The sequence below is a fragment of the Sphaerisporangium perillae genome, from assembly GCF_023276435.1.
Lineage (GTDB): Bacteria > Actinomycetota > Actinomycetes > Streptosporangiales > Streptosporangiaceae > Sphaerisporangium > Sphaerisporangium perillae.
The window spans coordinates 208,911-235,908 of record NZ_JALLPO010000007.1 but is presented as its reverse complement, the minus strand read 5'-3'; the positions used below and the strand labels follow the sequence as shown (position 1 = coordinate 235,908).

The 26,998-nt window shown below is 66.6% G+C and carries 26 protein-coding genes, 4 tRNA genes and 2 pseudogenes; 17 read left to right on the top strand and 15 right to left on the bottom strand.

Annotated features, from left to right (window positions below):
• On the bottom strand, window positions 1–208 hold a 208-nt coding region (locus tag MYF83_RS09430; RefSeq protein WP_248959841.1), incomplete at its 3' end, for a transposase.
• 88 nt (window positions 209–296) lie between these two features.
• Between MYF83_RS09430 and MYF83_RS09425 the strand changes: the two genes are divergently transcribed.
• Entirely contained in the window at window positions 297–2,726 is a 2,430-nt protein-coding gene (locus tag MYF83_RS09425; RefSeq protein WP_248959840.1) for a WD40 repeat domain-containing protein, read from the top strand.
• Window positions 2,727–3,051: 325 nt separating this feature from the next.
• Here the strand turns inward: MYF83_RS09425 and MYF83_RS09420 are convergent.
• A pseudogene (locus tag MYF83_RS09420) lies at window positions 3,052–3,368 on the bottom strand (transposase); the annotation flags it as partial.
• A gap of 73 nt (window positions 3,369–3,441) precedes the next feature.
• On the opposite strand from MYF83_RS09420, the gene MYF83_RS09415 reads away from it, so the two are divergent.
• The 4 genes from MYF83_RS09415 (at window position 3,442) to MYF83_RS09400 (ending at window position 6,319) form a co-directional block, all read left to right on the top strand.
• Window positions 3,442–4,895 (top strand): IS3 family transposase gene (locus tag MYF83_RS09415; RefSeq protein ID WP_372500115.1). Its coding sequence is split into 2 segments (ribosomal slippage): window positions 3,442–3,781 and window positions 3,781–4,895, totalling 1,455 coding nucleotides; the frame shifts between segments, so codons are not numbered across the junction.
• An 80-nt stretch (window positions 4,896–4,975) separates the two neighbouring features.
• Entirely contained in the window at window positions 4,976–5,464 is a 489-nt protein-coding gene (locus MYF83_RS09410; protein ID WP_248959839.1) for a hypothetical protein, read from the top strand.
• Window positions 5,465–5,635: 171 nt separating this feature from the next.
• Entirely contained in the window at window positions 5,636–6,010 is a 375-nt protein-coding gene (locus MYF83_RS09405) for a hypothetical protein (protein WP_248959838.1), read from the top strand.
• A gap of 156 nt (window positions 6,011–6,166) precedes the next feature.
• Complete coding sequence (locus MYF83_RS09400) at window positions 6,167–6,319, top strand: hypothetical protein (RefSeq protein WP_248959837.1); 153 nt, start codon at window positions 6,167–6,169, stop codon at window positions 6,317–6,319.
• Between the two features lie 489 nt (window positions 6,320–6,808).
• On the opposite strand, the gene MYF83_RS09395 is transcribed toward MYF83_RS09400, so the two are convergent.
• The 4 genes from MYF83_RS09395 to MYF83_RS09380 all read right to left on the bottom strand — a co-directional run bounded on the left by MYF83_RS09395 (window position 6,809) and on the right by MYF83_RS09380 (window position 11,502).
• Window positions 6,809–7,237 carry a hypothetical protein gene (locus tag MYF83_RS09395; protein ID WP_248959836.1) on the bottom strand — a complete coding sequence of 143 codons (429 nt, stop codon included), beginning with the start codon at window positions 7,235–7,237 and terminating at the stop codon, window positions 6,809–6,811.
• Between the two features lie 1,519 nt (window positions 7,238–8,756).
• Window positions 8,757–9,521, bottom strand: coding sequence for a hypothetical protein (locus MYF83_RS09390; RefSeq protein ID WP_248959835.1), 765 nt, complete (start codon window positions 9,519–9,521; stop codon window positions 8,757–8,759).
• A gap of 306 nt (window positions 9,522–9,827) precedes the next feature.
• Window positions 9,828–10,871, bottom strand: coding sequence for an AAA family ATPase (locus MYF83_RS09385; protein ID WP_248959834.1), 1,044 nt, complete (start codon window positions 10,869–10,871; stop codon window positions 9,828–9,830).
• A 250-nt stretch (window positions 10,872–11,121) separates the two neighbouring features.
• Window positions 11,122–11,502: a GntR family transcriptional regulator gene (locus MYF83_RS09380; RefSeq protein WP_248959833.1), complete on the bottom strand. Its 381-nt coding sequence runs from the start codon at window positions 11,500–11,502 to the stop codon at window positions 11,122–11,124.
• Window positions 11,503–11,637: 135 nt separating this feature from the next.
• On the opposite strand from MYF83_RS09380, the gene MYF83_RS09375 reads away from it, so the two are divergent.
• From MYF83_RS09375 to MYF83_RS09340, 9 genes are all read left to right on the top strand, one after another.
• Complete coding sequence (locus MYF83_RS09375; protein WP_248959832.1) at window positions 11,638–11,988, top strand: SCO3933 family regulatory protein; 351 nt, start codon at window positions 11,638–11,640, stop codon at window positions 11,986–11,988.
• Complete coding sequence (locus tag MYF83_RS09370; RefSeq protein ID WP_248959831.1) at window positions 11,988–13,370, top strand: FtsK/SpoIIIE domain-containing protein; 1,383 nt, start codon at window positions 11,988–11,990, stop codon at window positions 13,368–13,370. Before MYF83_RS09375 ends, MYF83_RS09370 begins: the two co-directional genes overlap by 1 nt.
• Before the next feature lie 16 nt (window positions 13,371–13,386).
• Window positions 13,387–14,130 (top strand): DUF2637 domain-containing protein, encoded by a 744-nt coding sequence (locus tag MYF83_RS09365; RefSeq protein ID WP_248959830.1) that lies wholly within the window; start codon window positions 13,387–13,389, stop codon window positions 14,128–14,130.
• A 20-nt stretch (window positions 14,131–14,150) separates the two neighbouring features.
• A complete protein-coding gene (locus MYF83_RS09360) occupies window positions 14,151–14,510 on the top strand; it encodes a hypothetical protein (RefSeq protein WP_248959829.1) in 360 nt (119 codons plus the stop codon).
• 13 nt (window positions 14,511–14,523) lie between these two features.
• Complete coding sequence (locus MYF83_RS09355) at window positions 14,524–14,691, top strand: DUF3970 family protein (protein WP_248959828.1); 168 nt, start codon at window positions 14,524–14,526, stop codon at window positions 14,689–14,691.
• 5 nt (window positions 14,692–14,696) lie between these two features.
• Window positions 14,697–14,819 carry a hypothetical protein gene (locus MYF83_RS42505; protein WP_279339299.1) on the top strand — a complete coding sequence of 41 codons (123 nt, stop codon included), beginning with the start codon at window positions 14,697–14,699 and terminating at the stop codon, window positions 14,817–14,819.
• Between the two features lie 138 nt (window positions 14,820–14,957).
• Window positions 14,958–16,313 (top strand): replication initiator, encoded by a 1,356-nt coding sequence (locus MYF83_RS09350; RefSeq protein ID WP_248959827.1) that lies wholly within the window; start codon window positions 14,958–14,960, stop codon window positions 16,311–16,313.
• Complete coding sequence (locus MYF83_RS09345; RefSeq protein ID WP_248959826.1) at window positions 16,306–16,482, top strand: helix-turn-helix domain-containing protein; 177 nt, start codon at window positions 16,306–16,308, stop codon at window positions 16,480–16,482. Before MYF83_RS09350 ends, MYF83_RS09345 begins: the two co-directional genes overlap by 8 nt.
• Window positions 16,482–17,753: a tyrosine-type recombinase/integrase gene (locus tag MYF83_RS09340; RefSeq protein ID WP_248959825.1), complete on the top strand. Its 1,272-nt coding sequence runs from the start codon at window positions 16,482–16,484 to the stop codon at window positions 17,751–17,753. The genes MYF83_RS09345 and MYF83_RS09340 overlap by 1 nt, the downstream gene beginning before the upstream one ends.
• A 53-nt stretch (window positions 17,754–17,806) precedes the next feature.
• Here MYF83_RS09340 and MYF83_RS09335 read toward each other — a convergent pair whose 3' ends face one another.
• The 5 genes from MYF83_RS09335 to MYF83_RS09315 form a co-directional block, all read right to left on the bottom strand.
• Complete coding sequence (locus tag MYF83_RS09335; RefSeq protein WP_248959824.1) at window positions 17,807–18,454, bottom strand: hypothetical protein; 648 nt, start codon at window positions 18,452–18,454, stop codon at window positions 17,807–17,809.
• Between the two features lie 50 nt (window positions 18,455–18,504).
• Window positions 18,505–18,578: transfer RNA gene (locus MYF83_RS09330), tRNA-Phe, on the bottom strand.
• A 26-nt stretch (window positions 18,579–18,604) separates the two neighbouring features.
• A tRNA-Asp gene (locus tag MYF83_RS09325) sits at window positions 18,605–18,679 on the bottom strand.
• A 108-nt stretch (window positions 18,680–18,787) separates the two neighbouring features.
• Window positions 18,788–18,860 (bottom strand) — tRNA-Glu (locus MYF83_RS09320).
• 84 nt (window positions 18,861–18,944) lie between these two features.
• Entirely contained in the window at window positions 18,945–20,630 is a 1,686-nt protein-coding gene (locus MYF83_RS09315) for a metallophosphoesterase family protein (protein ID WP_372500114.1), read from the bottom strand.
• A gap of 165 nt (window positions 20,631–20,795) precedes the next feature.
• Here MYF83_RS09315 and MYF83_RS09310 point away from each other — a divergent pair, with 165 nt between their 5' ends.
• Complete coding sequence (locus MYF83_RS09310; RefSeq protein WP_248959822.1) at window positions 20,796–21,137, top strand: metallopeptidase family protein; 342 nt, start codon at window positions 20,796–20,798, stop codon at window positions 21,135–21,137.
• Between the two features lie 210 nt (window positions 21,138–21,347).
• On the top strand, window positions 21,348–22,640 hold the full coding sequence (locus MYF83_RS09305) for an MFS transporter (RefSeq protein WP_248959821.1): 1,293 nt from the start codon (window positions 21,348–21,350) through the stop codon (window positions 22,638–22,640).
• Here MYF83_RS09305 and MYF83_RS09300 read toward each other — a convergent pair.
• A complete protein-coding gene (locus MYF83_RS09300; RefSeq protein ID WP_248959820.1) occupies window positions 22,637–23,158 on the bottom strand; it encodes a PspC domain-containing protein in 522 nt (173 codons plus the stop codon). The two genes, MYF83_RS09305 and MYF83_RS09300, sit on opposite strands and share 4 nt — an antisense overlap.
• A gap of 219 nt (window positions 23,159–23,377) precedes the next feature.
• On the opposite strand from MYF83_RS09300, the gene MYF83_RS09295 reads away from it, so the two are divergent.
• A tRNA-Lys gene (locus MYF83_RS09295) sits at window positions 23,378–23,452 on the top strand.
• 233 nt (window positions 23,453–23,685) lie between these two features.
• Here MYF83_RS09295 and MYF83_RS44205 read toward each other — a convergent pair.
• From MYF83_RS44205 to MYF83_RS09280, 3 genes and pseudogenes are all read right to left on the bottom strand, one after another.
• Window positions 23,686–24,180 (bottom strand): annotated as a pseudogene (locus MYF83_RS44205) (site-specific integrase); the annotation flags it as partial.
• Window positions 24,181–25,098: 918 nt separating this feature from the next.
• Window positions 25,099–25,770: a hypothetical protein gene (locus MYF83_RS09285; protein WP_248959818.1), complete on the bottom strand. Its 672-nt coding sequence runs from the start codon at window positions 25,768–25,770 to the stop codon at window positions 25,099–25,101.
• Window positions 25,771–26,266: 496 nt separating this feature from the next.
• A complete protein-coding gene (locus MYF83_RS09280) occupies window positions 26,267–26,914 on the bottom strand; it encodes a hypothetical protein (protein WP_248959817.1) in 648 nt (215 codons plus the stop codon).
• Window positions 26,915–26,998 lie beyond the last annotated feature (84 nt).

Here is a 26,998-nt window from a genome sequence, read left to right as displayed (position 1 = left end):
GCTCGCGGAGCCGGGCGCGCTCGCTGACGCTCAACGGCGGCTCGTCGGTCGCGTGCTCGCGCCGATAAGCATTGACCCAATTGCCAAGGGTCGCCTCGTGTACCCCGAGTTCCTTCGCGACCTGAGCAACCGGACGAGATGTCTCGATCACCAGTTTCACGGCCTCTTCCTTGAACTCAGGCGAGAAGTTCCTACGATTCCGCGACAACCATCTTCCTTTCCAGACGACCCCAATCTTAGTGGGGGCACTGTCCGGAAGGCTCGGGGCGGCTCACAGGCGCCAGGGGATCAGTGTCGTGGCCGCGTCCTTGGCCTTGGTGTTATTGATCTCTATCGGTGTTGCCGTGACCGCGTTTCGTGCTGCTAGCGATGCCGAACGTCAGCGACTGGCCGCTCTTTCGCAGACAGTCGCGACGCAAAGCCTGGAAGTAGCCGATACCGATCCTGAGTTATCTAGGCTGCTCGCGGCAACAGCATTCACCATGAGCGAGACCTCTGAGGCTAAATATAGTTTGGCCAGAGCATGGGCCGATCCTCGCCGAAACATTCTGCCTACCGCCAGAGAGGTGTCCGCGCTGGTGATGGGGCAGTTCAACGGCAAGCCCGCGATCATCTCCGGCAGCAGCAACGACGCCGACAACGTCGGCGGCAAGGTGGAGGTCTGGGATCCTGCCGGGGGTAGACGTCTGCATGTGATGGATGCCGCTGGCGCGGTGTCCGAGCTGGTGATGGGGCAGTTCAACGGCAAGCCCGCGATCATCTCCGGCAGCAGCGGCAAGGTGGAGGTCTGGGACCCTGCCGGGGGTGGACGCCTGCATGTGATGGATGCCGCTGGCCCGGTGTCCGCGCTGGCGATGGGGCAGTTCAACGGCAAGCCCGCGATCATCTCCGGCAGCAGCAGCAACGCCGGCAACGGCGGCAGCGGCGGCAGCGGCGGCAGCGGCGGCAGCGGCGGCAGCGGCAAGGTGGAGGTCTGGGACCCTGCCGGGGGTAGACGCCTGCACGTGATGGATACCGCTGGCGAGGTGTCCGCGCTGGCGATGGGGCAGTTCAACGGCAAGCCCGCGATCATCTCCGGCAGCAGCAGCAACGCCGGCAACGGCGGCAGCGGCGGCAGTGGCGGCAGTGGCGGCAGTGGCGGCAGCGGCAAGGTGGAGGTCTGGGATCCTGCCGGGGGTAGACGTCTGCACGTGATGGATGCCGCTGGCGCGGTGTCCGCGCTGGTGATGGGGCAGTTCAACGGCAAGCCCGCGATCATCTCCGGCAGCAGAAGCAGCAGCAGCGGCAATGTGGAGGTCTGGGATCCTGCCGGGGGTAGACGCCTGCGCGTGATGGATACCGCTGGCGCGGTGTCCGCGCTGGCGATGGGGCAGTTCAACGGCAAGCCCGCGATCATCTCCGGCAGCAGCAGCAACAACGTCGGCGGCAAGGTGGAGGTCTGGGATCCTGCCGGGGGTGGACGCCTGCATGTGATGGATGCCGCTGGCTGGGTGTCCGCGCTGGCGATGGGGCAGTTCAACGGCAAGCCCGCGATCATCTCCGGCAGCAGCAGCAGCAACGACGACGGCAACTACAGCGGCAAGGTGGAGGTCTGGGACCCTGCCGGGGGTAGACGTCTGCACGTGATGGATACCGCTGGCCCGGTGTCCGCGCTGGCGATGGGGCAGTTCAACGGCAAGCCCGCGATCATCTCCGGCAGCAGCGGCAAGGTGGAGGTCTGGGACCCTGCCGGGGGTGGACGCCTGCATGTGATGGATGCCGCTGGCGAGGTGTCCGCGCTGGCGATGGGGCAGTTCAACGGCAAGCCCGCGATCATCTCCGGCAGCAGAAGCAGCAGCAGCGGCAATGTGGAGGTCTGGGATCCTGCCGGGGGTAGACGTCTGCACGTGATGGATGCCGCTGGCGCGGTGTCCGCGCTGGCGATGGGGCAGTTCAACGGCAAGCCCGCGATCATCTCCGGCAGCAGCAACGACGCCGACAACTACAGCGGCAAGGTGGAGGTCTGGGACCTTGCCGGGGGCAGACGTCTGCACGTGATGGATGCCGCTGGCGCGGTGTCCGCGCTGGTGATGGGGCAGTTCAACGGCAAGCCCGCGATCATCTCCGGCAGCAGCAACGACGCCGGCAACGGCGGCAGCGGCAAGGTGGAGGTCTGGGACCTTGCCGGGGGCAGACGTCTGCACGTGATGGATGCCGCTGGCGCGGTGTCCGCGCTGGTGATGGGGCAGTTCAACGGCAAGCCCGCGATCATCTCCGGCAGCAGCAACGACGCCGGCAACGGCGGCAGCGGCAAGGTGGAGGTCTGGGACCTTGCCGGGGGCAGACGTCTGCACGTGATGGATGCCGCTGGCGCGGTGTCCGCGCTGGTGATGGGGCAGTTCAACGGCAAGCCCGCGATCATCTCCGGCAGCAGCAACGACGCCGGCAACGGCGGCAGCGGCAAGGTGGAGGTCTGGGATCCTGCCGGGGGTAGACGTCTGCAAGCGATGGATACCGCTGGCCCGGTGTCCGCGCTGGCGATGGGGCAGTTCAACGGCAAGCCCGCGATCATCTCCGGCAGCAGCAACAACGTCGGCGGCAAGGTGGAGGTCTGGGACACATCATTGCCTGCTGATCTCCTCGGCAATGTGTGTGCTCAGACTTCTCGCGCTCTCACCTCAGAGGAATGGACTAGGTATATCGGGATTGATGAAGCCTTCAGACCAGTGTGTGCAGAGCACACCTAACCAATCACTGAAAATCCCGTGACGTACCCCACGCGGGTTGCGCTGTTCTTGGTGCTGTGTTCTGCGGATCGCTCACCTGCGTGTCTGAGCGCGCGGGCGGCCCGGGTCGCGACCGGCCAAAGAGCCTGAAGGGCGTCATTACTCGGCTCCGCTTCGTCACCTGGGCTGATGCAGTGACTGGCGTCGGGCATTCTCGCCTGTGGTGTCCGTCTTGTCTATCTGATCTTCTGCAGGGTGGTCGGCTGGCCGTCCCTGCTGGCCAGAAGCAACGGGCCGCGTCCGGGGAGATGGTGTTTGAGAAGGCCACTCGTAATCCGGTGGGCTATTAGGAGGCAATAGCCTCAATGTTCACTTAGCATCGTTTGTCTCATTCGCTGAGTCTGGCTTCTTGCGGCACTCGGCGAGGATCTCTCGTCCCATGTAGCGGCGCTGTTCGGTCCACTCGTCGTTTTGCTCGGCCAGTACCGCGCCGACCAGCCGGATGATCGCTTCCCGGCTGGGGAAGATTCCGACCACGTCGGTTCGCCTCCTGATCTCCTTGTTCAGGCGCTCCTGAGGATTGTTGGACCACACCTGGCGCCAGATCGCCTTGGGAAAGGCGGTGAAGGCGAGGATGTCATCGCGGGCCTGGTCGAGACCCTCCCTGCCAAACTAGACAGAGGTAGCAAACAGGCATGAATCTCTGTACTGAGGGCGGGGAAGGAGACATCCCTTCGTGGGAGCAGGAAGACAGGATCGGGAGATCCTTGATCCGGAGGTTGCGGACAGGCCGAGGACCCGCCGGTACACGGCGGCCTACAAGGCGCGGATCTTGGAGGAGTACGACCGGCTGGACAAGGCCGGTAAGGGTGCGCTGATGCGACGCGAGGGCCTGTACTCCTCGCTGATCTCCAGTTGGCGGACCCAACGGGACTTCGGGGCGGAGCAGGCGCTGGCCCGTCCGGTCGGCCGGCCGAAAGCCGATCCGCGTGACAAGGAGCTCGCCAGGCTGGCGGCGGAGAACCAGCGGCTGGCGGCGGAGCTGGACAAGACCCGCCAGGTGATCGAGGTGCAGGGAAAGCTCTTCGCGTTGCTGGATCAGCTCGCCACCAGCAGCGAGACGCCTCGGGGCGAGAAGTGACCCGTGTGATCGAACACGCACAAGAACACGCGATCGCCCAGCTCACCCCGCTGATCGGCAGGCGCCGGGCGTGCGAGGCGGCCGGGGTTCCACAGGCCAACTGGTACCGCAAGAACCGCATCTCGCCCCAGCCCGAGCGTCCCAGCACGCCGCGCAAGCCGCACCCACGGGCCCTGTCTGACCAGGAGTGCGAACGCGTTCGGGCCACGCTCAACAGCGAGCGGTTCTGGGACTCCTCGCCGACGTCGGTCTACTACACGCTGCTGGACGAAGGCATCTACCTTGCCAGCGAGTCCACGATGTACCGGATCCTGCGCCGCCACAGCGAGGCCGGAGGTGACCGGCGCCGTCAGGCGACCCACCCGCCGCGGGCTGTCCCCGAGGCCTGCGCCGACGCGCCGAACATCGTGTGGGCCTGGGATATCACCCGGCTGAAGGGCCCGACCAAGGGCCGCTACTTCTACCTCTACACGATCATCGACCTGTACAGCAGGTATGTGGTCGGCTGGATGATCGCCGCCCGCGAGTCGGCCGAGCTGGCCCGCACGCTCATCTCGGCGACAGTCGCCAAGCAGGCCGTACAGGCCGACCAGCTGACCATCCACTCCGACCGCGGCTCACCGATGATCTCCAAGACCGTCGCGCAGCTCCTGGTCGAACTCGGGGTGGTCAAGTCCCACAGCCGCCCGCGTGTGAGCAACGACAATCCGCACATCGAGGCGAGCTTCAAAACCCTGAAGTACTGCCCGGCCTTTCCCGAGCGGTTCGGCTCAATCGAGGACGCCCGCCTGTTCTGCCGAAGTTTCTACCGCTGGTACAACGACGAGCACTACCACTCCGGGATCAACTTCCAGCATCCCGCCGACGTGCACCACGGCCGCGCCGCCACCGTCCGTGACCGCCGCGCCCAGGTCCTGGCCGCCGCCCACGCCGCCAACCCCGACCGGTTCGTCCGCGGCATCCCCACGCCACCGAGCCTGCCCGGACCTGCCTGGATCAACAAGCCACTCCAGGAGAAAGCCGACGCAGACAAGACGACACAGAATTAACCCAGTTCAGCTGCCTTGATCAAATTGACAGGTACCGGAGCGAGCCGGGGGCGACGCTTGTCCCGCTCGCGGTGGACGGCATGATCGTCGCGTCGTCCATGTCGATTCTCCTTGCCAGCCGATACGGTCGGCGTGGAGGCATCCTGCCCTGGACCCTGTTGATCATCAGCAGCCTGGCAAGCCTTGGCGCCAACGTCGCCGTCGCCGATCCCACGTTGATCGCTCGCATCGTCGCGGCCTGGCCGTCCTTCGCCTTGATCGGCGCCTACGAGATGCTCATGGGCCAGATCAGGCACACCTGCGCCCTGGTGGAGACCACGCAGAAGATCAGGGAAGCGTCACTTCCCGGCATCTCGGCGGTTCATGAAACGCAGAACATGCCGGATGAAGACGGGACGATAGGCAATCATGCGGAGAACCTCCATCGGATGGCTTGGCAATGGGCTCAGGCCAACCGCCGTCCGGATGGTGTGCTTCCTTCGGGCAAGGCCATAGCCGTGCAGTTCTCTCGCAGCGCGAGATGGGGTCGACGGATCAAGAGTATGGGTTCGGCTGGAGAGCTTAACTGATTGCTTCCCTTGAGGGCTGTGAGCGGCCACGAGAAACTGGGTCTGGCCCACTTTCCGGAAAGGATGCTGTTGGTGATCTTTGTTGTGTCTGGCGTTCTTGTTGAGTCCGTGGTTGTCTGAGGGAGATTTCACCGCGCCGCACTCTGCTGCTGCTTCTGTGGAGGTGGACAGGTGTCGATGGGCGGGGATATCGGCCGGGTAATACCGGCGGAGACCGTCCGCGCCACCTGGGCGGCCAATCCTTCTGGAACTCAGGCGATGTGGATCCGGGACCGGTTCGCGGGGGTGTTCGGCGAGGAGAATTTGGACGGCTGGTTTCCCGCTGATGGGCGGCGAGGGTTATCGCCGATGGTGTTAGTTGCCCAGGCCGGCGAACAGCAGCAGCTTCTAAAGCTGAACCAGGATCAGGCGGAGAAGATCCGGCAGATTCTCGTGAGCGAGACCACGAGCACCATCCGCACCGAACGTCGCCGTGACTTGAGCTTTCTCCTCATGGGCCTCGCTGCATCCATCCCGATCGGGATCCTTATGAATTTCATCAGCTAGGACGCCGTGCTCGGGGACCGGCGGGGCGGCCGAGGCCGTGGCGGAGGACTAGCCGTGTACAAGCGTCCCATTTCTCGACACGCCGGGCATACCGACTGGACGCAGACAGTCATTGGAACACCACTCGGCCGGTCAGGCTGAAACAATGGGCACACCATGACGACCCCCGACCTCCTTGACGCGCCCGCCGTGTTCCCGCACCCGGACGGCGGCGTGCTGTCGGTGCCTTCGAAGCTGCCCGTGCACGTCCCCGCGCACGTGATGAAGATGTCGGTGGAGGAGTGGTTGGGGTTACGGGCCCGGCCGTAACCTTCGATTTGTGACCTAGGTACAGCACACCGACCCGCGATCCACGCACCGCTGTCCAGCGCCCCGCAGCGGCTCCTTCAACAGACCCGCCGGCGAGTACGGCGACCTGTGGCGGTGCGACGAGTGTCATGCGCTGTGGCGCATCGGCGACGCCTGTAGCATCTGCGACCGGCACAGCGACATCCGCCCCCACCTCGGTGGGCATGCCGTCGGTCACGCCTGGCGGCCCGCCTCTTGGTGGCAGCGGATCCGCTTCCGCCGTGCCGAGGTACGGCGGAAGCGGCCAGTGATCAAGTTGCTTCATAATCTCGAAAGGTGATCGACCGGACTCTGCAATGCCTGCACGATAAACGTGCCGACGCACGGCGCCTCACCCGCGTCACTCGTCAGGTCAGTCTCGGCATGCCGACCATCGCCGGGTCTCGATGACCGGACTCGGCTGGATCGCCTCCTACGCGCGCAGCGGAAGTAATCCAGCCGAGCGCCTGATCAAGCGCAGTTCGCCAGAATTTGGTTGGACTGCTTGGATATTATAACGTCACCTGCTGTGTTGTACGCCTTGATCGTGGTGTACCAGCGGCGGTTGCCGTCGCATGGCTTCCCCACGTCCGCCTTGTGGGCACCGAAGTCGGCCGGATCGAAGGTGAGGATTTGCGCGCTCGTGTACCACGACCCAACAATCTGCTTCCAAAGGACGATTTCGATTTTGCTGAAGGTGCCGTCGCATCGCGTCCAACTGCCGGATCCCCTGACGGTCGTGTCACCAGGAGGATTCCAAATGGTATAGCCGATGTCGACAGCATTATTGCACAGGACGCTGATATCGCCGCTCTGCCCAGTTGCCGCAGTAGCGGCGGTCGGAGAAGCTGCTATCGCCATGACTGCGGCGGAGATGGCGAGGATTTTCGAGATGCGCATCCAAAGTGCCTTTCATGAGTTGGGGTGGCAAGGTGAAGCCCGGCCCCTCGCTTGGTCCAGTACGGGCGTATTGCAATCGTCCTCATCGTCGGCGGGAGGCGACCCTTTCGTAAGGATGTTGCACCGGCCCCGAACAAACTGTTGGAGACGACGATGAGCGTGGTTGGGCCGCGTACTGAGGAAACAATAAGAGAGGGTCACGTCGGAGGCGCCGTGGTGGCGGCAACGAATCCACGCGGCTCATACCGGCAACAATGACTGCCTGGTCACTACCGCTGTGACCTGGACCGATGCCGCGAGGCGACACTCGACTTCGTGGTCGCTCGCAGGGACCGGCAGAACACCGGCAGAACACCGGCAGAAACAGCGGCGGCTCGGCCGCCGCCGTCGCACGGCGCGGCCGCCCGCGCCGGACGGACATCGGGACCGGGGGCATGCGGCCTGGAGGCCGGTCCCGTTCCGTGCCCGCCTACCGCGCCTGGCCGGACCCCGCCGCACCACCCGGCCGCCCCTGCTGGCCCAACCGCTACGCGGCTCCTACGGGGTGCTTCGCATTGCGCTGCCCTGCTGGCCGAGCCTGTGGCCGACGCCACCAGGAGCCCCCCTGCAGCACCACAAGGTGACCGGGTCGCCAGCGCCCTGACACGCCGAGGCCAGCCCCATGTTCATAACGATCCACGTCCACGTGCGCGACCTCGAGGCCGATCTGCGGTACCAGGTGACTGGGCACAGCCCTCTCCGGGTTCACTACGAAACGGTGGGGCGCCGCAACGGCAAGCAGGTGCGGCGGATCATCAAGGGGGAGGCTGACCGGGCCGGCTCGGACGCCAACACCATCGCCGACCTACTCGATCACCCGGCTCGTGCACGGGCTCCCCGAGGACGTCGCCCGCGGGGTGCGCCACCAGATGGAGCACTGGATCGAGCAGGCCCGGCAGATCCGCGACATCGGCGAGTCCGAGAAGTGGATGCCCATCCACGTACCCGAAAGGCTTCCGGTATCGGAATGCACACCCCGGCATCGGTGCATGACGGCTCTGTGGCTGAGATCCACGCCAGGCGGGCCGCCACGCTGAACGCGGCGTTCCTGGCCCACCCCGAGCGGTTCCGCGGTCGGCGGCCCTGTCCGCCGCCGCTGCCCTCACGAGTTTGGATCAACAAACCATCCACGACCCAATGGGTCGAGCTTTCACCACAAACCACACAAGTAGCCTGATGTCTCACGCAAGGCTGACACCGCGCCCCGGTCCGACCCAACAGCCGATCCCTCTGTGCCCCAACCACGTATGAGGAGAAACCGAAGTGAGCGAATCGTCACGCGTTAGGTGGCGACTTCTGCCAGCCCTCTCGGGCGCGCGGGCGGTGCGTGCCCGGACCGGCCGAAGAGCCGCAGCCGGGCACGCAGACCGACCGGCGCGCCCGGCGGGCCGCGTAGCGGGCCGCCTTTAAAAGACGTAGAGAAAGTTCTCATCCAGGTGTTGCAGCCGGCTGGTCCGTAGAGAGTGACGCTTACGCGGGATCAGTGGATCGAGAGTGCGGCTGCGCACCTTTCTCGCAGCTCAGCGATTGGCCGTTGGCATCCCAGCAAGCCGAGGTAGTCGGCTACTGTCCAGGTGATCAGATGCCCGAAGCGGGACAGATAGATGCCTACCCGCTCGATCCGGTAGCGGTCGTCATAGTCCAGAAGGGCGTAGCCAATCAGCTGGTAGAACTCCTCCCGTCTGAGCGTCGCTTTGGCTTTGGCCTTTACGTCTAGCAGCAGATCACCAATGATCATGTCTGCGTCGGCGCCTCCGACGTCAGCTGAGCCGACGAATGTCGGTCCGGGATGCACATCCTCGGGAGCGTAAGCGGTGCGGAGGTGAGCTAGGGCCGAGGCCGCTGCTCGTGATTGCGCGGCTAAGTCATCGGTGGCGTACGTCGGTACTGCTGCCAACAGTCGGCCGATGGTTAAGTCTGGGCTGGCATCTCCCAACGGCGTACCTGGCCATAGGCGCCCTGTGCGGTATACCTCTTCGAACCAGGCCATGGCATAGCAGAGACGGTTCAGCTGATCCTCGACGTGTTCTGTGAGCGAACCAGTCTGCGAGCGATCGTAGGGGCGTTCCTCGCTGATCAGGTCGGCCATCGCCTTGCACAGCGCCGTGCCGGTCTCGTACATGGCGTCACGAGTAGCCCGATTGGTCAGAGAGGCCGCGAGATCCATGCCTTCCATGACGGCCCCGGATGGGGTGACGTGATCGGCAAGCGCATAGCGGATCCGGTGATCAATCGCAGCCCCCAAGGTTCCCCATGCCGGCCTGACGCCTGGTTCAGTAGCGGGGCGCAGAGCGCTGCTGTCCGGAGGACGTACCGCCCGGTAAGTTGCCGAGAGGTCTCGCAGGGCCGGTAGCTCCGCGGCCATGAACTCGCTTAACGGGCTATGGCGATCATCGAGTTGAGACGTGAGTGACATGTCAGGACCGTAGCCTCTTAGTGCCCGTGAACAAACCGATCAGCCGAAACCGGGGGTCGAGCCGGTGAAGGGCTTCGGTGGTGGTGCTCTTGCCGCTGGTGGGCGGCCCGTAGAGAACGACCCCCGCGGGTGGCCTCACGTCAGGATGCGCTTGAGCGCGTCGCGGGTCTGGTCGGCAAGGCTGATCGCCGCCCCTAGCCGATTGTCCACGGTCAGGTGTGCGGTGGGTGGCGGGTTGTCGGTGTCCAGGCCGGCGACGTACTGGTCCCAGTTGGCCAGCTTCCACCCGTCCCGCGCGGCGGCGCGGAACTCGATGTACTCGCGCATGGACTCGGGATCGCAGCGTACCCAGATCGCGGCGACGTCGATGCCCTTGGCGGCGCACCGGTTCTCCAGCCGGGTGAACCATGCCTCGTCGCGTAGCTCGGAGATGAACGGCGCCGACAGGATCGCCGAGGTCCCGCAGTTGAGGTTGTCCCATGCGGCTTCCATCAGGCACCGGTACTCAAGCGGCCGTACCTCGGCCAGGTACAGCTCGGTGTGCCGGTCGTTGGCATCGCTGCCCAGCGAGACCAGCAGCCGCTCGGCCATCGAGCGGGTAAGGGAGTCCTTGTCCAGGAACGCCCAGCCGGTGACGTCGGACAGGAACCGGGAGAACTCGGTCTTGCCCGATCCGGCGTACCCGCCGACCAGGACGAGGATCGGCTTGGGGTCTCCTCCGGCGTGGCGCCGGCGCCAGGCGTCGACCACCCGGGCGCGTAGCGCGGCCTGGGGAGATGTGTTGTCCTGGATGCCGTCGACCGACACCTTGGTGAATGCTTCCTCGATGACCAGGGCCGCGGCGTTGTCGGCGACGGGGTCGGCAGGTGCGGGCAATTCGGAAATCACAATTTCCGCTTTCTGTGATTCACCGGGCAACGGTAGACGAAATCCAAGCTCGGGCTCGCTGGCCTGGTACAGCAGGCAGTAGGCGCGGCGGTAGTGCGGACCGGGGTAAATCGACCCGTTCTCGTGTCCCCATATGGTCTGGAAGTTGGCCGCGGGGACGGCCAGGCCGTGGCGCTGGGCGGTCTGGCGTAGCTTATCCCCGGCGCCTTCGAGGGTGAGGCCGTGGGCTTCGCGGTGTTCCCGTAGCTTGGCGGGGGTCCAGCCTTGGCGCTGGGTCGTCTTCAAGTGCATTCCTTCACGTTCACGCTTGGGGGTAGCGGGCTGTTTGGGTGGTGCATGTGAAAACGCTCGTGTAAACCGCTGATGAGACGGCGTGAAGAAGCTTAGCTATACCGGCGTGATACAGAAAAGCCGCTGTTCACGGTGAACTTGAGCCATCCCACAGGGACGCAAACCCCGGGCAGGGAGGCCACCGTGAACAGCAGCGCAGAGCAGAAGGTCGCCGACGAGCTGGCCGCGATCCGCGCGGAGCTGGAGGAGCTCAGGTGTCGCGTCGGTCAGATCGCTTCGGCTCTTGGAAGACAGCCGACTCAAGATCAGTCAGGCGCTTGCCGAGATCGCCGAGGGCCGCCCTGATCTCGGCCAGTTGATCCAAGATCTCGCCGTTGCCGGTCGCCGGTTGTTGGTCGCCCTCAGGCCGTTCGCGGACGAAGACGCCCTTGCCTTGCTGGCCGATCACGAACCCCTCGGTCCTCAGCACGCTGATGGCTGACTTCACCACGCTCGCCGATACCTCGTAGCGCTGGCAGAGCTGGGCGATCGACGGCAACGCCTGGCCCGCGGGTAGGGCGCCGGACTTGATCTGCCCGCGTAGCTCGTCGGCTATCTGCAGGTAGCCGGGCCGGCCGGTGTTCTGGACCATCTGTCTCCTTCGCTCCCCTCAAGTTCATCACGGTCCGGCCTTCTCGCCAACCAAGCGCTCATAGCAGTCCTTGACAACTTAGAATCCCAAGTGTTCCATGAGGTCTAGGCATCCCGACTCGGAAGGAACGTCGCCATGCGCACCATCCCGATCCCCGTCGACACCAACAAGCTTCAGTTCACCTGCGTCAAGGCCGCGCGGCCCCGTCTGGTCAACAAGGAGACCGGCGAGATCAAGCGCGACAAGAACGGCAACATCGTTTACGAGGTCACGGTGACGGTCGAAGACGACTTCGGCCGCCTCGAACTCCTCAAGATCGGCACCTCGGTCGAGCCGGACATCTCCCCCGGCGACGAGATCACCCCGGTCGGCCTGATCGGCTACGTCTGGGAGCAGACCATCCAGGGCGCGAACCGCTGGGGCATCGCCTACAAAGCCGCATCGTTCGTCCGGACCGACTTCGACATGCCGGCGGCGGTGGCGTGATGGCCGTCCTCGACGTCATCCCCCGTCCGCTGCTGATCCTGCTCGGCGTCCTGGTCGCCTTGCGTGTGTGGCGGCGCTTGGCCCCGGTCTCCTTCTGGTACCTGATCGGGTTCCCCCTCAAGGCGCTGCGGCTGCGCTGGAGCTGGCGGCACGTCGCCTCCGGCTGCGCTCTGACCAAGAAGCGTCACCGTTGGTGGTTCACCACCGTTCCCGGTCTGGTCGCCTCGACCGGCGTCGTGCGGGTCAAGCGGCGGTTCCAGCGGGTCGCGGTCGACACCAAACCGTGGATGAAGCTGCCCCGGCCGGTGCGGCACGGCTGGCGCGTCACCTTCCATCTCCTGGACGGCCAGATCCCTGATGACTACGTCAAGGTGTGCGATCGGCTCGCGCATGCCTGGCGGGTGGAAGCGGTGCGGGTCGTCGGCTCCCGTCCTGGCCGCGTCACCTTGCAGGCGACCACCCGCGACCCTTTAGCGCACGTCGTGCCCGCCATGCCTCCCGATGAGCCGCAAGCCGGCTGGACGGCTGCCGACCTGCTGCGGCCGGTGGTGGGCGTCCTGGAGACCGGCGCCCCGTGGATGCTGGACTTTAGGCTCATCCCGCACTGGATGAACGTGGGCGCGACCCAATCGGGCAAGTCCAACCTGATCAACGCGCTGATCGTGGCGCTTGCCCGTCAACCGGTCGCGATCATCGGGTTTGACCTCAAGGGCGGGGTCGAGCTGTCCCCGTACGCTCCGCGGCTGTCGGCCCTGGTGACGACAAGGGCGGATGCGGTCAAGCTGCTGGCTGAGCTGATCGGCATGATGGGCGCCCGGATGCTGGCCTGTCGCCGGCACGGTACCCGCGATATCTGGCAGCTTCCCGACGCGCTGCGGCCGATCCCCGTCGTGATCCTGGTCGATGAGCTGGCCGAGTTGTTCCTGACCGCCGACAAGGCCGAAAAGGACGAGGTCACCAAGACCGCTACCGCGCTGCTGCGGATCGCTCAGCTCGGGCGGGCCTTCGGTATCCATCTGCTGCTGTCGGGGCAGCGGATCGGCTCCGACCTCGGCCCCGGCGTGACCGCGCTGCGCGCTCAGATCGGCGGAAGGGTCTGCCACCGGGTCAACGATCCCGAAACCGCCGTGATGACCCTGGGCGACCTGGACCCGGACGCCCTGGTCGCAGCCCGGTCGATCCCGCCCGGCATGCCCGGTGTGGCGGTGGTGACCGGCGCTGATGGCCGCTGGTGCCGCGCCCGATCCGGCTACGTCTCCACCTCCGCGGCTGAGGAAGCGGCGCACGCCTTCGCCGATCGGGCGCCGGCCTGGGAGCAGGTCAAGGCAAGCGGCCTGGGCCACGAACTGGACAGCGCCACTCAGCCCGAGATCGCGGCCTGAAGGGAGGTTCCCAACGATGAGCGCACCTCGCGGACGCCTGGCCCGTCTGGGTGGGTGGCTGCTGGACTCCGGACCGGTGGCCGTGGTCGCCCTGATCGCTGGCGCGGGTTCCTTCACCCACATCCGCGACACCGCTACCCAGCACGGGCAAACCGGCTGGATGGCCTGGGCCATCGCCGTCTGCGTCGACCTGACCTGCGTCATGGCCGCCCGGGAACGGCAACGCGACAAGAAGACCGGCCGTACCCGGACCGGCCTGGTGTCCTGGCCCACCCTCGTCCTGGCCGGCGGCGTCGTCCTTTCCCTCGCCGCCAACCTCGCCCAAGCACACCCCTCGGTGTGGGGCTGGGTCACCGCGGCGACCCCGGCCGTGGCGTTCCTCGTCGCGGTCTCCATGCTCGAACGCCGCGCCGTCCTGGGCCGATCCTCGTCCCCGGCGGCCGTCCCCGCGCCGGTACCGGCGCCCGTCCCCGTCCCCGGCTCGTCCCCGCGCCCCGTCCCCGAACCGGTTCCCTCAACAGCGCTCGTCCCCGTGGCCGTGCCGTCCGTCCCCGATCGGGACGACGCGATCGGCGGCCAGGACGAAACGTCGCCGGCCTCCGGCGGGCTCCTCGACTACGCCCGGCGCGTAGCGGCCGAACACCACGCCAGGCACGGCAAACCGATCACCCGCGACACGCTGCGCGCCCGGCTCGGCGTCTCCAACCAGCTCGCCACCGATCTACTGCGGCAACTGCGCAACGTCCCCGATCCCGCCTGACCAAGAAAGGACCTCTCGCGATGGCTCCCGCCCCTGACCGCCTGGCCGTCATCAACGGCCTTCGCGACCTGGCCGATTTCCTCGACACCAACCCCGACGTCCCCGCACCCTGGGGGCCGATCAGCATCTACTTCTACCCGCTCGGCACCGACGAGGAGATCCGCGCCCAAGTGGACCACGTCGCCCGGCTGCTCGGCTCCGACGTCGACGCCGAAGAGCTGGCGCTGGGCCACTACTCCACCGCGATCACCTTCGGCATCGCCGAGTACAAGGCGGTGGGCATTCTCACCTCCTCCCGCGCCCGCTGGGCCGCCCGAACCAGCTACGAGGACTCCATCAACCTCGACACCGACCCCACCAACGACGCGCCCGGCACCTGAACGGAGAACCCCCATGCGCATCCGACTCGACGGCACCCGTCCCGAGATCGCTCACATCCTCTACCAGCTCCGCAGGAAGTTCCGGATCACCTCCGTCTCCACGCCGCACCCTAACCGCGGCCGGCGGGCCGACTTCCGGCTCTACGCCCAGATCGCCCCGCGCGACACCCGGAACAGGTGACCGGCATGGACGAGGACATCACCGTGATCCGCTACCGCTGCGCCACCTGCGGCGGGACCGGCGTCGACAGCCTGGCCGGCACCTGCGCCGACTGCGACGGAACCGGAGCAGACAACCACGGGGCATAGCCCCGGCGCCCCCGGCGTGACCGCACAACCGCCAAGTCACACGCCACGTCGGGGGCCATCCCCACACCGAACCTCGAAGACCCGGAAGGGACACGCCCCATCATGCCCAACCCAACGAACACAAACGCGGTAGCCGGGATGATCGCCCGACTCCACGACCCCCAATACGGCCGGTGGGCCGCACAGATCAAAGCGACCGGCGGATGCCGCCAGCCGATCCACCTACGCGGCCACGTCCTGCACATCGACCAGGCCACCGGCGCGCTACTGCACCGGTACTCCACTGCCACCGAACCGGACGGCGTGCTTCGCGTGCCGTGCAAGACCCGGCGGGCCTCCCGCTGCCCCTCCTGCGCCGAGACCTACCGGGCCGACACCTACCACCTGATCCGCGCCGGACTGGCCGGCGGCAAAGGCGTCCCCGAGACGGTCAGCGCGCACCCGTGCCTGTTCGTCACCCTCACCGCCCCCTCGTTCGGCACCGTCCACACCCGGCGAGAACGAGACGGCAAGCTGCTGCCCTGCCACCCCCGGCGGGACGCCGAGACCTGCCCGCACGGACGGGTCGAGTCCTGCACCTCCCGGCACGGCACCGACGACGAATGCCTTGGCGAACCACTGTGCCCGGACTGCTACGACTACACGGGCGCGGTGTTCTTCAACGGCCTGGCCCCGGAACTGTGGCGGCGCTTCACCCTCGCCCTACGCCGTCACGTCGCCAAGCTCACCGGACACAGCGTCAAAGCCCTGCGCGAAGAGCTCACCATCGCCTTCGCCAAGGTCGCCGAATACCAGCGGCGTGGCGCCGTCCACTTCCACGCCGTGATCCGCCTCGACGGACCCGAAGGCCCCGACTCCCCGCCCCCGGCCTGGGCAACCGCCGATGTGCTGGCGCAAGCCGTACAGCACGCACACCAGGCCGTCACCGTGAAAGCCCCCGCCGTCGACGGCAAGCCGTCCGCTGTCCTGCGCTGGGGCGCTCAGCTCGACGTCCGGCCCATCACCCTCGGCGGTGACCTCACCGATCAGGCCGTGGCCGGCTACATCGCCAAATACGCGACCAAGGCTGCCGAATGCGTCGGCACCCTCGACCGGCGCATCAACCCCACCGAAGACCTGGCCACCCTCCCCATCCGCGAGCACCCCCGGCGGCTGATCGCCGAATGCTTCCGCCTGGGTGCCCTCGACGGCCTGGGCGACCTGCGGCTCGCCGAGTGGGCGCACATGCTCGGCTTTCGCGGCCACTTCTCCACCAAATCCCGCCACTACTCCACCACCCTCGGCAAGATGCGCGCCGAACGGGTCGACCACCGGCGCGACGAGGCCGTCTCAACCGGACGGCTGCCCCTCTTCGAGGAAGACACCGTCCTCGTCATCTCCCACTGGGCCTACGCCGGAAAGGGCCTATCCGCTGGCGACGCCGTCCTAGCCGCCGCCCTAACCGAAATGCCGGTGTCGGATCACTCATCCCGTTTGGAGCCCTCGCATGGATGACCTCGTGCTCACCGTCGAAGAGGCCGCCGAGCGGCTTCGCATCAGCCGGTGGACCCTCTACACCCTGATCCACTCCAACCAGCTCAAGACCATCAAGATCGGCCGCCGTCGCCTCGTCCCCGTCGACTCGCTGGCCGAATGCATCGACTCTCTCAAGGCGGTGGCGTGATGACGAAGACCACGCCCGGAACCCCGGAGGAAGAGCCCAAGCGCCGTTCAAACCGGCGCATGCGGAAGCGGTCGAACGGGGAGGGCAGCATCTGGCCGCGGAAGGATGGCCGCTATGGCTATGCGGCCTTCGTCCCCACGACCGGCGGCGCCGTCAAGCGGGTACAAGGGTCCGCCCGGTCTCAGGAGGAAGCCCGCAAGAAGCTGACGGAGCTTCTCAAGAACGCCGACGAGGGCATCCCCGTCTCCTCGGAGAACTGGACGGTTAGCGACTACCTGAACTACTGGCTCAAGCACATCGTCAAAGAGGAGCGGCGGCCGAAGACCTACCAGGGCTATGAGGGCGTCGTCCGGCTCCACCTGGTGCCCGGCCTCGGCAGCCGGCGGCTGAACAAGCTCAACGCTCAGGACGTCCGGCTCTTCATCACCCGCACTCGTACGGAGTGCCAGTGCTGCAAGCACGGATGGGACGCCTCCCGCGAGCTACCCGTCTGCTGTGCGGCTAAGAACGGCGAGTGCTGCGCCTCGCGATTGTCGACCCGGATGGTTCAGTCGGTGCATGCCGTACTCCGGAACGCCTTGGAGTGCGCGGTCCGCGAGGAGATCCTTCCGCGCAACGCGGCCAAGCTCGTCAAGGTCCCGGTTCCCAAGTACAAGGTCAACCGCGGCCTGACCGCTCCGCAGTCCCGCGCAGTCCTCAAGGCCGCTCGTGAACAACGCCTCTTCGCGCTGTACGTCCTGGCGCTCTGCCTCGGCCTGCGGCGCGGCGAGCTCCTCGGTCTCCGATGGGAAGACGTCGACCTCGACGGCGAGAAACTGGAAGTGGTTCAAACTCTCCAGCGGGTCGCCGGCAAGCTTCAGTTCGTCCGGCCCAAGACGGAGGACTCAGCGCGGACCGTCCCGTTGCCCTCGATCTGCGTCGGAGCGCTCCGCGAACACCGCAAGCGCCAGTTCGCCGAACGGTCCGACCGCTGGCAAGAGTGGGAGGAACACGGCCTCGTCTTCCCCTCCCGCCGCGGGACGCCCATGGAACCGGACAACCTTCGACGAAGCTGGGGAGCAATCCGTACGGCGGCCGGCCTCGGCGACATGCGCTTTCACGACCTCCGGCACACCTGCGTGACGCTGCTACTCAACCTTGGCGTACCGCCACAGGTCGTCCGCGACATAGTCGGCCACAGCGACATCGAAGTCACCATGACCATCTACGCCCACGCCTCCCTCGACGATAAGCGGCGTGCTCTCGGCAAGCTGGGCGATGCCTTGTCGTGACCCGCAGAAACCATGGGAAGGGCTTGGCCACCGGCTAAGCCCTTCCTTTCGGCTCAAGGCCAGGCAGGCAGCTCTCCCCGTTCGGGCTCACGTCGATACAACTCCCGCATACTGGCGATGCGGCCGTTCGCCTCTTCTATAGCCTGCTCAGGACACCAGACATGGAAGCCCTCGAACGCCGCCGAGACCGCATCGTGCTTGTTAAGCAGGCGCTTCTCTCGGGTGACGAAACCATCTCCGCAGTACCGGATCGAGGTGGCAACGTGCATCGCATCGTGGATGTGGTTGTCTCGTGCTTGTTCCCACTGAACCGCGGGGAACAAGATCGAGAAGACGTCATGCAGACGACGCTTATCCTCGGCATCCCCCTGTACGGATGCATCCAGCCGAGAATGATCGAGCACCATCGGTCCGAGCGCTTCCGGATAGCCGGAGCTGGCGTTCGTCAGGCTGGCCCATTTCTCACCGGTTGCCTTACCGAACTCCATATCCATGGTGTCCGTACGCTGAAGGCTGATCCACCCCTCGGTTCGAAGCCTCCGCAAGTAGACAACTGCCTCGTCTTCGGCGTCCACGATGTGACTGTCAATGTAGAACGTGAGGTTCGTCCGGTTCAGGTAGGGGGTGGGGTCCACGTTCACAGCATGCACCGCCCAGTTGTAGTTCCTGTTGCTGTCAGCGTTGCTGTCATTGGAGATCAAAAACGCCCCGTAGCCGGATGGCTCGGGGCGTTTTGGCTGTTCAGGTGTTGTGGTCAGGGGCGGGGTCGAACCGCCGACCTTCCGCTTTTCAGGCGGACGCTCGTACCGACTGAGCTACCTGACCCGGTGGTGATGTAACACCGACCAGAGCGGTCCTGACGGGACTTGAACCCGCGACCTCCACCTTGACAGGGTGGCGAGCACTCCAAACTGCTCTACAGGACCTTGCTTGTCGCCGGGAGCTTGTGACTCTCGACCTTTGCGCTCGCTTAGCCTACCAGCTCTCCGGAGATCTTCGACCTCCGGTCTTACTGGCGAGCGTCAGCTCACGCGTGCCCCCAACGGGATTCGAACCCGTGCCGCCGCCTTGAAAGGGCGGTGTCCTAGGCCGCTAGACGATGGGGGCTCAGGACTCTCGCCCTGGATCCGTGACGCCTTCCGTCGGGGACTCCTGAAGCATAGGGGACGCCGCCCCCTGATGCCAAAGTGGTTACCGCTTGAAGGGTGTCGCGGTGCCGTCGTCCTGCCTCGTTGGCGACGAGGTGGCAAGCGGCTCCTGAGAAATTGTACGACCAGGCTCGGCCTCGATGTGACGCTGGATCTGCACCCACTGCTCGCCGAGGCCGCCCAGCGTGACGTCGTCCCAGGCCTGGAGGCGGTGGGTGGTCCTGTCGAAGTAGAGCACGGAGGCCTGGATCGGCGTGGGCTCGTCGTGTTCCAGGCCCCGCAGGCCCGCGCCTCCGGTGGATCCCTGGATCATCAGCCGGGTGCCGGACTTGAGCATTTCCGTGGAGCGTTCATGGACGTGACCCGCCAGGACCAGCGGGGCCGCTCCGCTGAAGGCCCGGCCCACCGTGGGGTCGTGAACGGCGACGACGTCGACGGGGATCTTCTTGGCCGGCTTGTCGGCCGTGCTCGTCGTGGTGGTCGTCAGCGTGGAGGAGCGCGGGGACGGCGAGGAGGACGAGGGTGACGGTGAGGCCGACGCTGATCGCGAAGATGGGGAAGAGGAGGGCTTGGCCGCCGCGTGCGCGGGCTTCCGGGTGGCCGGTTTGCCGCTGTTCGCCGCGGGAGTGAGCCGCTCGGCGTGTGCGTGCCCCAGGTCGACCAGCGGCTGGGCGTCGGACTTGACGTCGACGGTCTTGTCGGGGGTGAACCTCGGGTCGCCCACCCCATAGATGCGCAGCCCCTCCACGGTCTTTTCCACGCCGTCGAGCACGATGGCGTTCTTCTGCAGGGCCACGGCCCGCTGCGTGGCGAGCGAGTCGTGGTTGCCGCGGACGTAGACGTACGGGACGCCGAGTTTGCCGATCTCTTCGACGAACTTGTTCTCGGCCTTGGTCCCGTGGTCGGCGATGTCGCCGGTGTCCAGCACCACGTTGATCTTGAACTGGTCCTTCAGCGAGCGGATCATGTTCCAGGCGACCGGGTTCAGATGGATGTCCGACACGTGCAGGACCCGCAAGGTGTTCGGATCGGGTGAGTACACGGGCAGGGTGGTGCCCGCGTGGTAGAGCTGCGAGACGTTGGTGACCAGCTTGGCCAGCTGCCCGCGGTACTCCGAGAATTTCGTGACGATCGACTCGGCGCTGCCGATGAGCGAGGGCACACCGGTGAGCAGGCCGGTGTACCGCGGTTCGGCGATGGACCGCGGGTTGAAGGTCAGGACCGACAGCGCGGCGACGAGAGCCACCGCCACGAGGCTCCCCAGGCCCGTCCACAGCGCCCTCCGCCACGACCGGAAGACGATCAGGCCGGCCAGTAGCCCACCGGCCACAGCGAACAGCGTGGCCCTGATCAGGAGGTCGCGCAGACCGGCCTGCAGGTCGGCTTCGATCAGGCCGGGGAGGGTCTCGGCCCAGCGTGGGCTCTCCAGGAGCTGCTGCGCGACGTCCGCGTGAATGCCGTCGAGGCTGAGACCGAGCTGGATGGGTCCGTGATGGGAGTCGAACCTCAGCGTCCCCAGAGGCCGTATGTCCATGACCGTCTGGCCGCCCCAGGAGGGCCGCAGGCTCATTCCGATCTCCGCCGGACCCACGGCGGTGCTCACGTGGGCGCCCATGGCGATCCCGAGCCAGGCACCGGCGAGTGCGACGACGCCGATCAGCAGGACGTTCGCGGTCCGGCGTACGGCGCGCCGCTCCTTCAGCCGGCGAGCGGTCTCCTTCCAGCGCATGAGATTCATCGTCGTCTTGCCTACCCGAAAACCCCGTCCAACTCATAGCTGGCGGAGTCAGCCCGCGTGTCGACGCCAGTCAAGACGGTTCCTGACGTTTTCGGTCCGGCTGTCACCGCGGCGATAGTGGTACGGGCCATCGCGTACGGATGACACGATTGACCGGTGGTGGAGGTTTCGCGGAAGAAGTTCGAGGAGCTCGTGGCCGAGGCGCTGGACACGATCCCGCCTGAGCTGGCCCAGGTCATGGAGAATGTCGTCATGGTCGTCGTGGACGATCCACCCGAGCCAGGGCTTCTAGGGCTCTACACCGGCATTCCGCTGACGGAGCGGGGCGACTGGTACGCGGGCGTCCTCCCGGACCGGATCGAGATCTACCGGAACTCGATCTGCGAGATCTGCGAGACCGAGGACGAGGTCGTCGAGGAAGTACAGATCACCGTGGTCCATGAAATAGCCCACCATTTCGGGATCGATGATGACCGCCTGCACGAGCTGGGCTGGTAACCCCTAGCCCGCCTGCCCCGCCCTGGGACTCCAGGTGCGCGTCGGCCGCCGGCCACGCCCGGATTTCATCGGGACGTAGCGCACAGTAACGGACCGGTGACGGGATCCTTGCTGCCATTGGGGTTGCGCAACCCGCGATGGACTGGGCACCGTAGGTGACATACTGAACACGGTCTGTCAGGAAAGGCCCTGCGAGCCCACCGGAGACATATGGCGGCCACGAGGCCAGGACGGCTGCCCGGGCGGCACCGCCGCTCGCCCGAAAGCCAAGCGACGTACAGCGAGGTCATCGCCATCGGCGAATTCCGTGCGCTGTGGGTCGGGCAATGCCTTTCCTTACTCGGCGACCAACTTGCCCAGGTCGCGCTGGCACTGCTCGTCTTCGACGCGACCGGCTCCCCCCTCGCCACCGCCGCCGTCTACGCCCTGACGTACCTCCCGCCGATCCTCGGAGGTCCGCTGCTCGCCGGGCTGGCCGACCGGTTCGCGCGACGCCGCGTCATGATCGTCTGCGATGTGGCGCGGGCGCTGCTGGTGGCTCTGATGGCCGTGCCGAGCATGCCCTTCCCCGTGCTGTGCGCCCTGGTGTTCTGCGTGGTGCTGCTCAGCTCCCCCTTCACGGCCGCGCGGGCGGCGCTGCTGCCCGAGATCCTCGAAGGCGACCAGTACGTCGCCGGCTCGGCGCTGCAGAACATGACGAACCAGGCCGTGCAGATGCTCGGCTTCGCCGCGGGGGCCGGAGTGATCGCGACCATCGGGGCCTATCGCGGCCTCGCGCTGGACGCGGTGACCTTCCTGGCGTCCGCGCTGATCCTCGCGGCCGGGGTGCGCAGGCGTCCCTCGCCGGATCCGGAGGACGGCGTCCACGCCTCGATGTGGGCGATGACCAAGGCGGGTGCCTGCCTGGTCTTCGGCGATCGGCGCTTGCGCACTCTGGTGCTGTTCGCCTGGCTCTGCGGCTTCTACGTGCTCCCCGAGGGCATCGCCGTGCCGTACGCCGTGACGCTGGGGAACGATCCGCGGGAGATCACGCTGATCACGGGGCTGCTCATGGCCGCCATGCCGACCGGGACGGTCATCGGGGCCTTCCTGTTCAGCCGGTTCGTGACGCCGACCGGGCGCCTGCGATCCATGGGCTGGATGGCGATGCTCAGCTGCGCCCCGCTCATCGGCTGCGTGATGCGGCCCCCGCTGGCCGTCGTACTTGGCCTGTGGATGCTCGCGGGGGTCGGAGGGGCGTACCAGCTCGCGGCCAATGCCGCTTTCGTACAGTGTGTGCCGGCCGGCCGTCGAGGGCAGGCCTTCGGGCTGGTGCAGTCAGGGTTGCTCGCCGCTCAGGGCGTCGGCATCCTCATCGGAGGCGCCGCCGCACAAGCACTCGGCCCAGAGCCGGTGGTCGCCCTCGCGGGGGCGGCCGGGCTTTGCGTGGCCGCACTGCTGGCCATGCTCTGGACCGAGAGTCGTGCCGAGATCATCACCAGGGTCCGCACCCAGGTGACTTAGGCGGTCGCGGGCGGCTCGTCCACCGGCGGCTGCGGCCGGCTCGTGGGCGACTGGGGCTGCGGCGCGGGAGCCGCGTAGGACGACTGCCCGGTGCCCGGCGTGCTTCCCGCGTCGGCGGGCGCGTCGTTGTAGGAGGACTGACCGGTCTGCGGGCCCTGCCACGAGGGCTGGTCACCGTACTGCGGGGCGCCGTACGGCCGCTGGTCGCCCTGCGACGGCTGCTGCCAGTAGGAGGAGACCTGCTGCCAGGCGGACCCGTTCCCGCTCTTCTGCTTGTTGATCAGGTCCTGGACGATCGAGCCGGCCTTGCCCTCTTCGGGGATCAGCAGCCAGGCGACGGCGTAGATGCCGACGCCGAGGCCGCCGAAGAAGGTGGCGACGGCGAGCGCGAGGCGCAGGATGTTGGCGTCGATGCCGATGAACTCGGCTGCGCCGGAGCACACGCCGGCGACGATCCTGCCCTCGCGGGTGCGGCGGAGTTCCTTGGTGGGGTGGCCTTGGAGGTCCATCTCGTTCATGTCTTCAGACTGCCCTCACGCCCTCCCTTCGCACATCGGGATTCCCCCTGGCCGAACCCTGGTGACGCCCTGAAGCCCGCCGGTGCTCAACCTGTCGCTTGAGCCCTACCCTGACAGGGCACCACACGGAAGTGACGGCAGAGCCGCCCGACGCGCGCCCCTCCACAGTGGAAGCCAGTCGCGCAAGGCGCGGTACGCTCAGTACCCTGCAATCCATCTGGGCCGCTAGCTCAATGGCAGAGCTGCGGACTTTTAATCCGTAGGTTCAGGGTTCGAGTCCCTGGCGGCCCACCAGCGAACTCCCCCGCCACCTGGGGGTTCTTCTTCCCCCCGGAATCCGTAGGTACAGGGAAGCTGACAGGGGAGACCGAAGGGGGACCGGCAGTCTCAGACGCCTCCCCCACAGCCACCTTCCGGGGGACCAGAGCGGCGATCGCCTCGGCCGCCTCGTGGGCCACCTCGGGCATGACAGTGGTGTAGGTGTCCGCCGTGATCGACAACGAGCTGTGCCGCAGCATGGCGCTCACGATCTTCATGTCGACGCCGGCGGACAGGGCCAGGGTCGCCGCGCCATGCCGGAGGTCGTGCAGCCGGATCGGCGGGAGGCCGGCCTGGAAGCTGAGTCGCGCGAACAGCTCGCTGACGGACGCCGGGTGGATCGCGCTCCCGTCTTCCCGGGTGAAGACGTGACCCGTCTCCTGCCACGCCTCACCCCACGCGAGCCGCTCCTCGTTCTGCCGGGCCTTGCGCGCCCGCAGGACCTTCACGGTGCCCTTGTCGAGCACGATCGTGGCGTCGCTGGCCTCCGTCTTGGGGTCGCCTTCCTCGAACTTCCAGCCGAGCTGCACGATCTGCTTGGCCACGGTGTAAAGCCCGGCGTCCAGGTCGAGGTCAACCCACCGGACTCCGCACGACTCGCCGCGGCGCAGGCCTCGGAACGCGATGAGATGAAACTGCGCATACAGCCGGTGCTGGGTGGCGACGTCGAGGAACACGCCGAGCTGCGCCGGCGTCCACACCATGACCGGGCTCGGCCGCGGCGTCGACTCCCAGACACCGAAGACGTTCACCGCCTTCCCGCCGGCAGCCGCCCGGGCCTCTTCGAGGCGCCGCTCGTACTCGGCCGACCAGGCGGCCACGCGGGCCTTGGTCCACGCCAGGGCCTTCGGCCGCTTCCCGGACTCCAGCTTCACCAGCTTGGCGACGTTGTCCGTCACCGCACCCTCGCGCTTGGCGTCGCTCAGCGCGGAGCGGAGCGTGGCCCGGATCCGCTGCTTGGTCGCCGGACCGGTGATGCGCTGCCCCTTCACCGACGCTCGCACGGCTGGGTCCTCCGAGGCGCGGGCCTTGAGGATGGCCTCGTTCTTCGCGTCGATCTCGGCGAACATCTCCTCGACATGAGACACGCGCAGCCGGTCGAGCCGGTGGGGGTCGAGTACATGCAGGTGGATGCGGTGGTGCGACTCGTAGGCGAGCAGCGTGGTCTTGCGGATATCGCCAGCCCGCCGCCGCCGTGCGACCCACCGCGCCCAGAACTCGCCGAACGTCTCGGAGTGGAACGCCTGGCCGGCCTTGTACTTGCGGCGCAGCTCGTCGTAGTCCGGTAGGTCCGCGTCCGTCTTGCGGGCCTCGCGGATCAGCCCGAGGATCTCCAGCCGCGCCTCGTGACCATCCGGACCGCCATCGGGAATGTCCATGAGCCGGTCGGCCCTGTCGAAGAAGTCGTCAAGGTCGGACTCTGTGCGGAACCCGCCGACAGCGAGCCGTACCCGAGCGCCGCCAGGTCCTGGCGTGTACTCCTTCTTGCCGTAGTAGCTGCCGTGATTGGGATTCCATGATCCATTGGCGCGGCGCAGCTTGGGGCACTTGGCACCGAGCTCGCGGCCGCCATCATCGCGGCACTTACAGCGCTTGAAGCCGTTGCTGGTCACAACGCTCCCCTAGATCCGTCCGCGGGAATTTGCTCGTCCTATAATCTGAACAGCCTTCGTGATCGCATCTTGCGATTCTCCGGTCAGCTCGACAAGTTTTCCCATGTTGGCCGGTTGCTCGCCCCATATTCGTGCGATGCGAGCCGCCAACTTCTCGTTCCGGTCGGCTGCGGTAACTGCAGGTTTTGACTCGATAGCCAGCAACCTTGCCTCAATCGCCTCGAGGATGGGGCTTGGATCCGCTTCCTCATACTTCCCTTGCAGGCGAGCGTCGAGCGTCGGCAGGGCGAGATCGAGAAGCTGACATCGGACCAGCTTGGCAGCAAGCGCAGTGGCGTCTGACGCGACCTGCTGGCGATCGACGATCGTCGACAGTTCGGTGAAGAACTTGCGGATCTGGAACAGATCGCTTATCTCGCTAGCCGGGAAATTCTTGCCATATATCCCCAACTTGACAAAGTCTTCCCCGGCGCCTCCAACCGTCTGGGATATCCCATACATGTCGGCGAAAACCGATTCCAAGAGTCCCCAGGTCTTTTCGTCCCCCCAGGTCGCGATGATGTCGCGGACTCTCCCTTCGCTGAATCTCATTCGCTGGAGCCATGCCCTGTACATGTCGCGGGTCTCGCCACTCTTCAGGCGGTGCTTGAGCATCGACCAGGTGAGCATCAGTTCCGCCACGGCATCTACCGCCGCTCGAGCGTCTCGCGTGACGGCTTGGCCGAGCTGGTTGATCTCGCGTCCTTGCGCCGTCTCCAGTGGAAGCGCGAGCTCGTCGAGAGGGATCGCGAACAGAAGGGAGAAGGCGATCGCCTCGAATCACTCATCGATCTTGCTGCCAGGCTAGGCCTTGAACTTTCCCGTCCAGCAAGAGAGCCTGAAAGCACTACCCCCTCCATGAAGGAGCAGCTTCATGCGCCGTCGTGTCGCCGCCGCCATTCTCGCCGCTCTCATGTCCATCGGCGTCACAGCCGCCATCGTCACAGCGCCGGCGGCCGTAGCCTCCAGTGATCTCCCGTGCTGCTGACCGCATAGCGACCCACCCGCGTCCTGAAGGGCTGAGCAGCCCGCGGAGCGACCGAAGCGGGATACGGTCTACCGGCCCTACCTCGCAGCTCAGCGACGGTAGAGGCCGGGTAGACCCAGTGACGGCGGTAGACCCGCGGTAGAGGCGGGATCAGGCCCCGTTGAGAGCCGATTCGAGGTCTTGCCTGCGGTAGCCGTTCCGGTTCGTTCCGCTGATCTTCACGTCGCCCGGGGCGATGCCGTACGGCCGCAGCGCCTCGGCGATCCGGGAGGGATTCCACCCGTCACCAAGCCGCTCCGCCAGCTCCGCGGTGTGCAACCGCTCGTCGTCGCCGAACGCCTCCAGGACCTTCACCGCCGGGTCCTCAACAGGCTCGTCCCGGGTCCGCGAGGGCAGCGTGCCAGCCGCCAGGCGGAGCGCGTACGCCGCATCGGCGACGGCCATCAGGTCGGGGCCCTGGTCGTCGAGGAAGTAGCTGCGGACCTTCACCGGGTCGGAGCCGTCGGCGTCGAGGATGCCGACGCCGCGGTGAGAGCGCGGAATGTCGGAGGCGTTGTATCCGGCGCCGGCCGCGCCCTGGCCGAGCACGGCGTTGGACGCTGTGGTGTCCGGACAGCGCATCGCCCACCGCAGCGAGCACACCCCCTTCAGCGGCCCCGGGATTGCGTCGGTGGTCATCCGCTGCGAGGCCAGCACCAGGAGCACACCGGCGGCCGGGCCGCGCGAGGCGATGTCGACCATCGCCTCGACGATCTCCTCCCCCTGCGGCGACGTCACGTAGTACCGGGTCTCGTCCACCACGGTCAGCTCAACATCGACCCCGAACCGGCGGCACAACTCGTGAGCTTCGTCGACCCGCCCGCCTCGTCGAGCAGGTCGAAC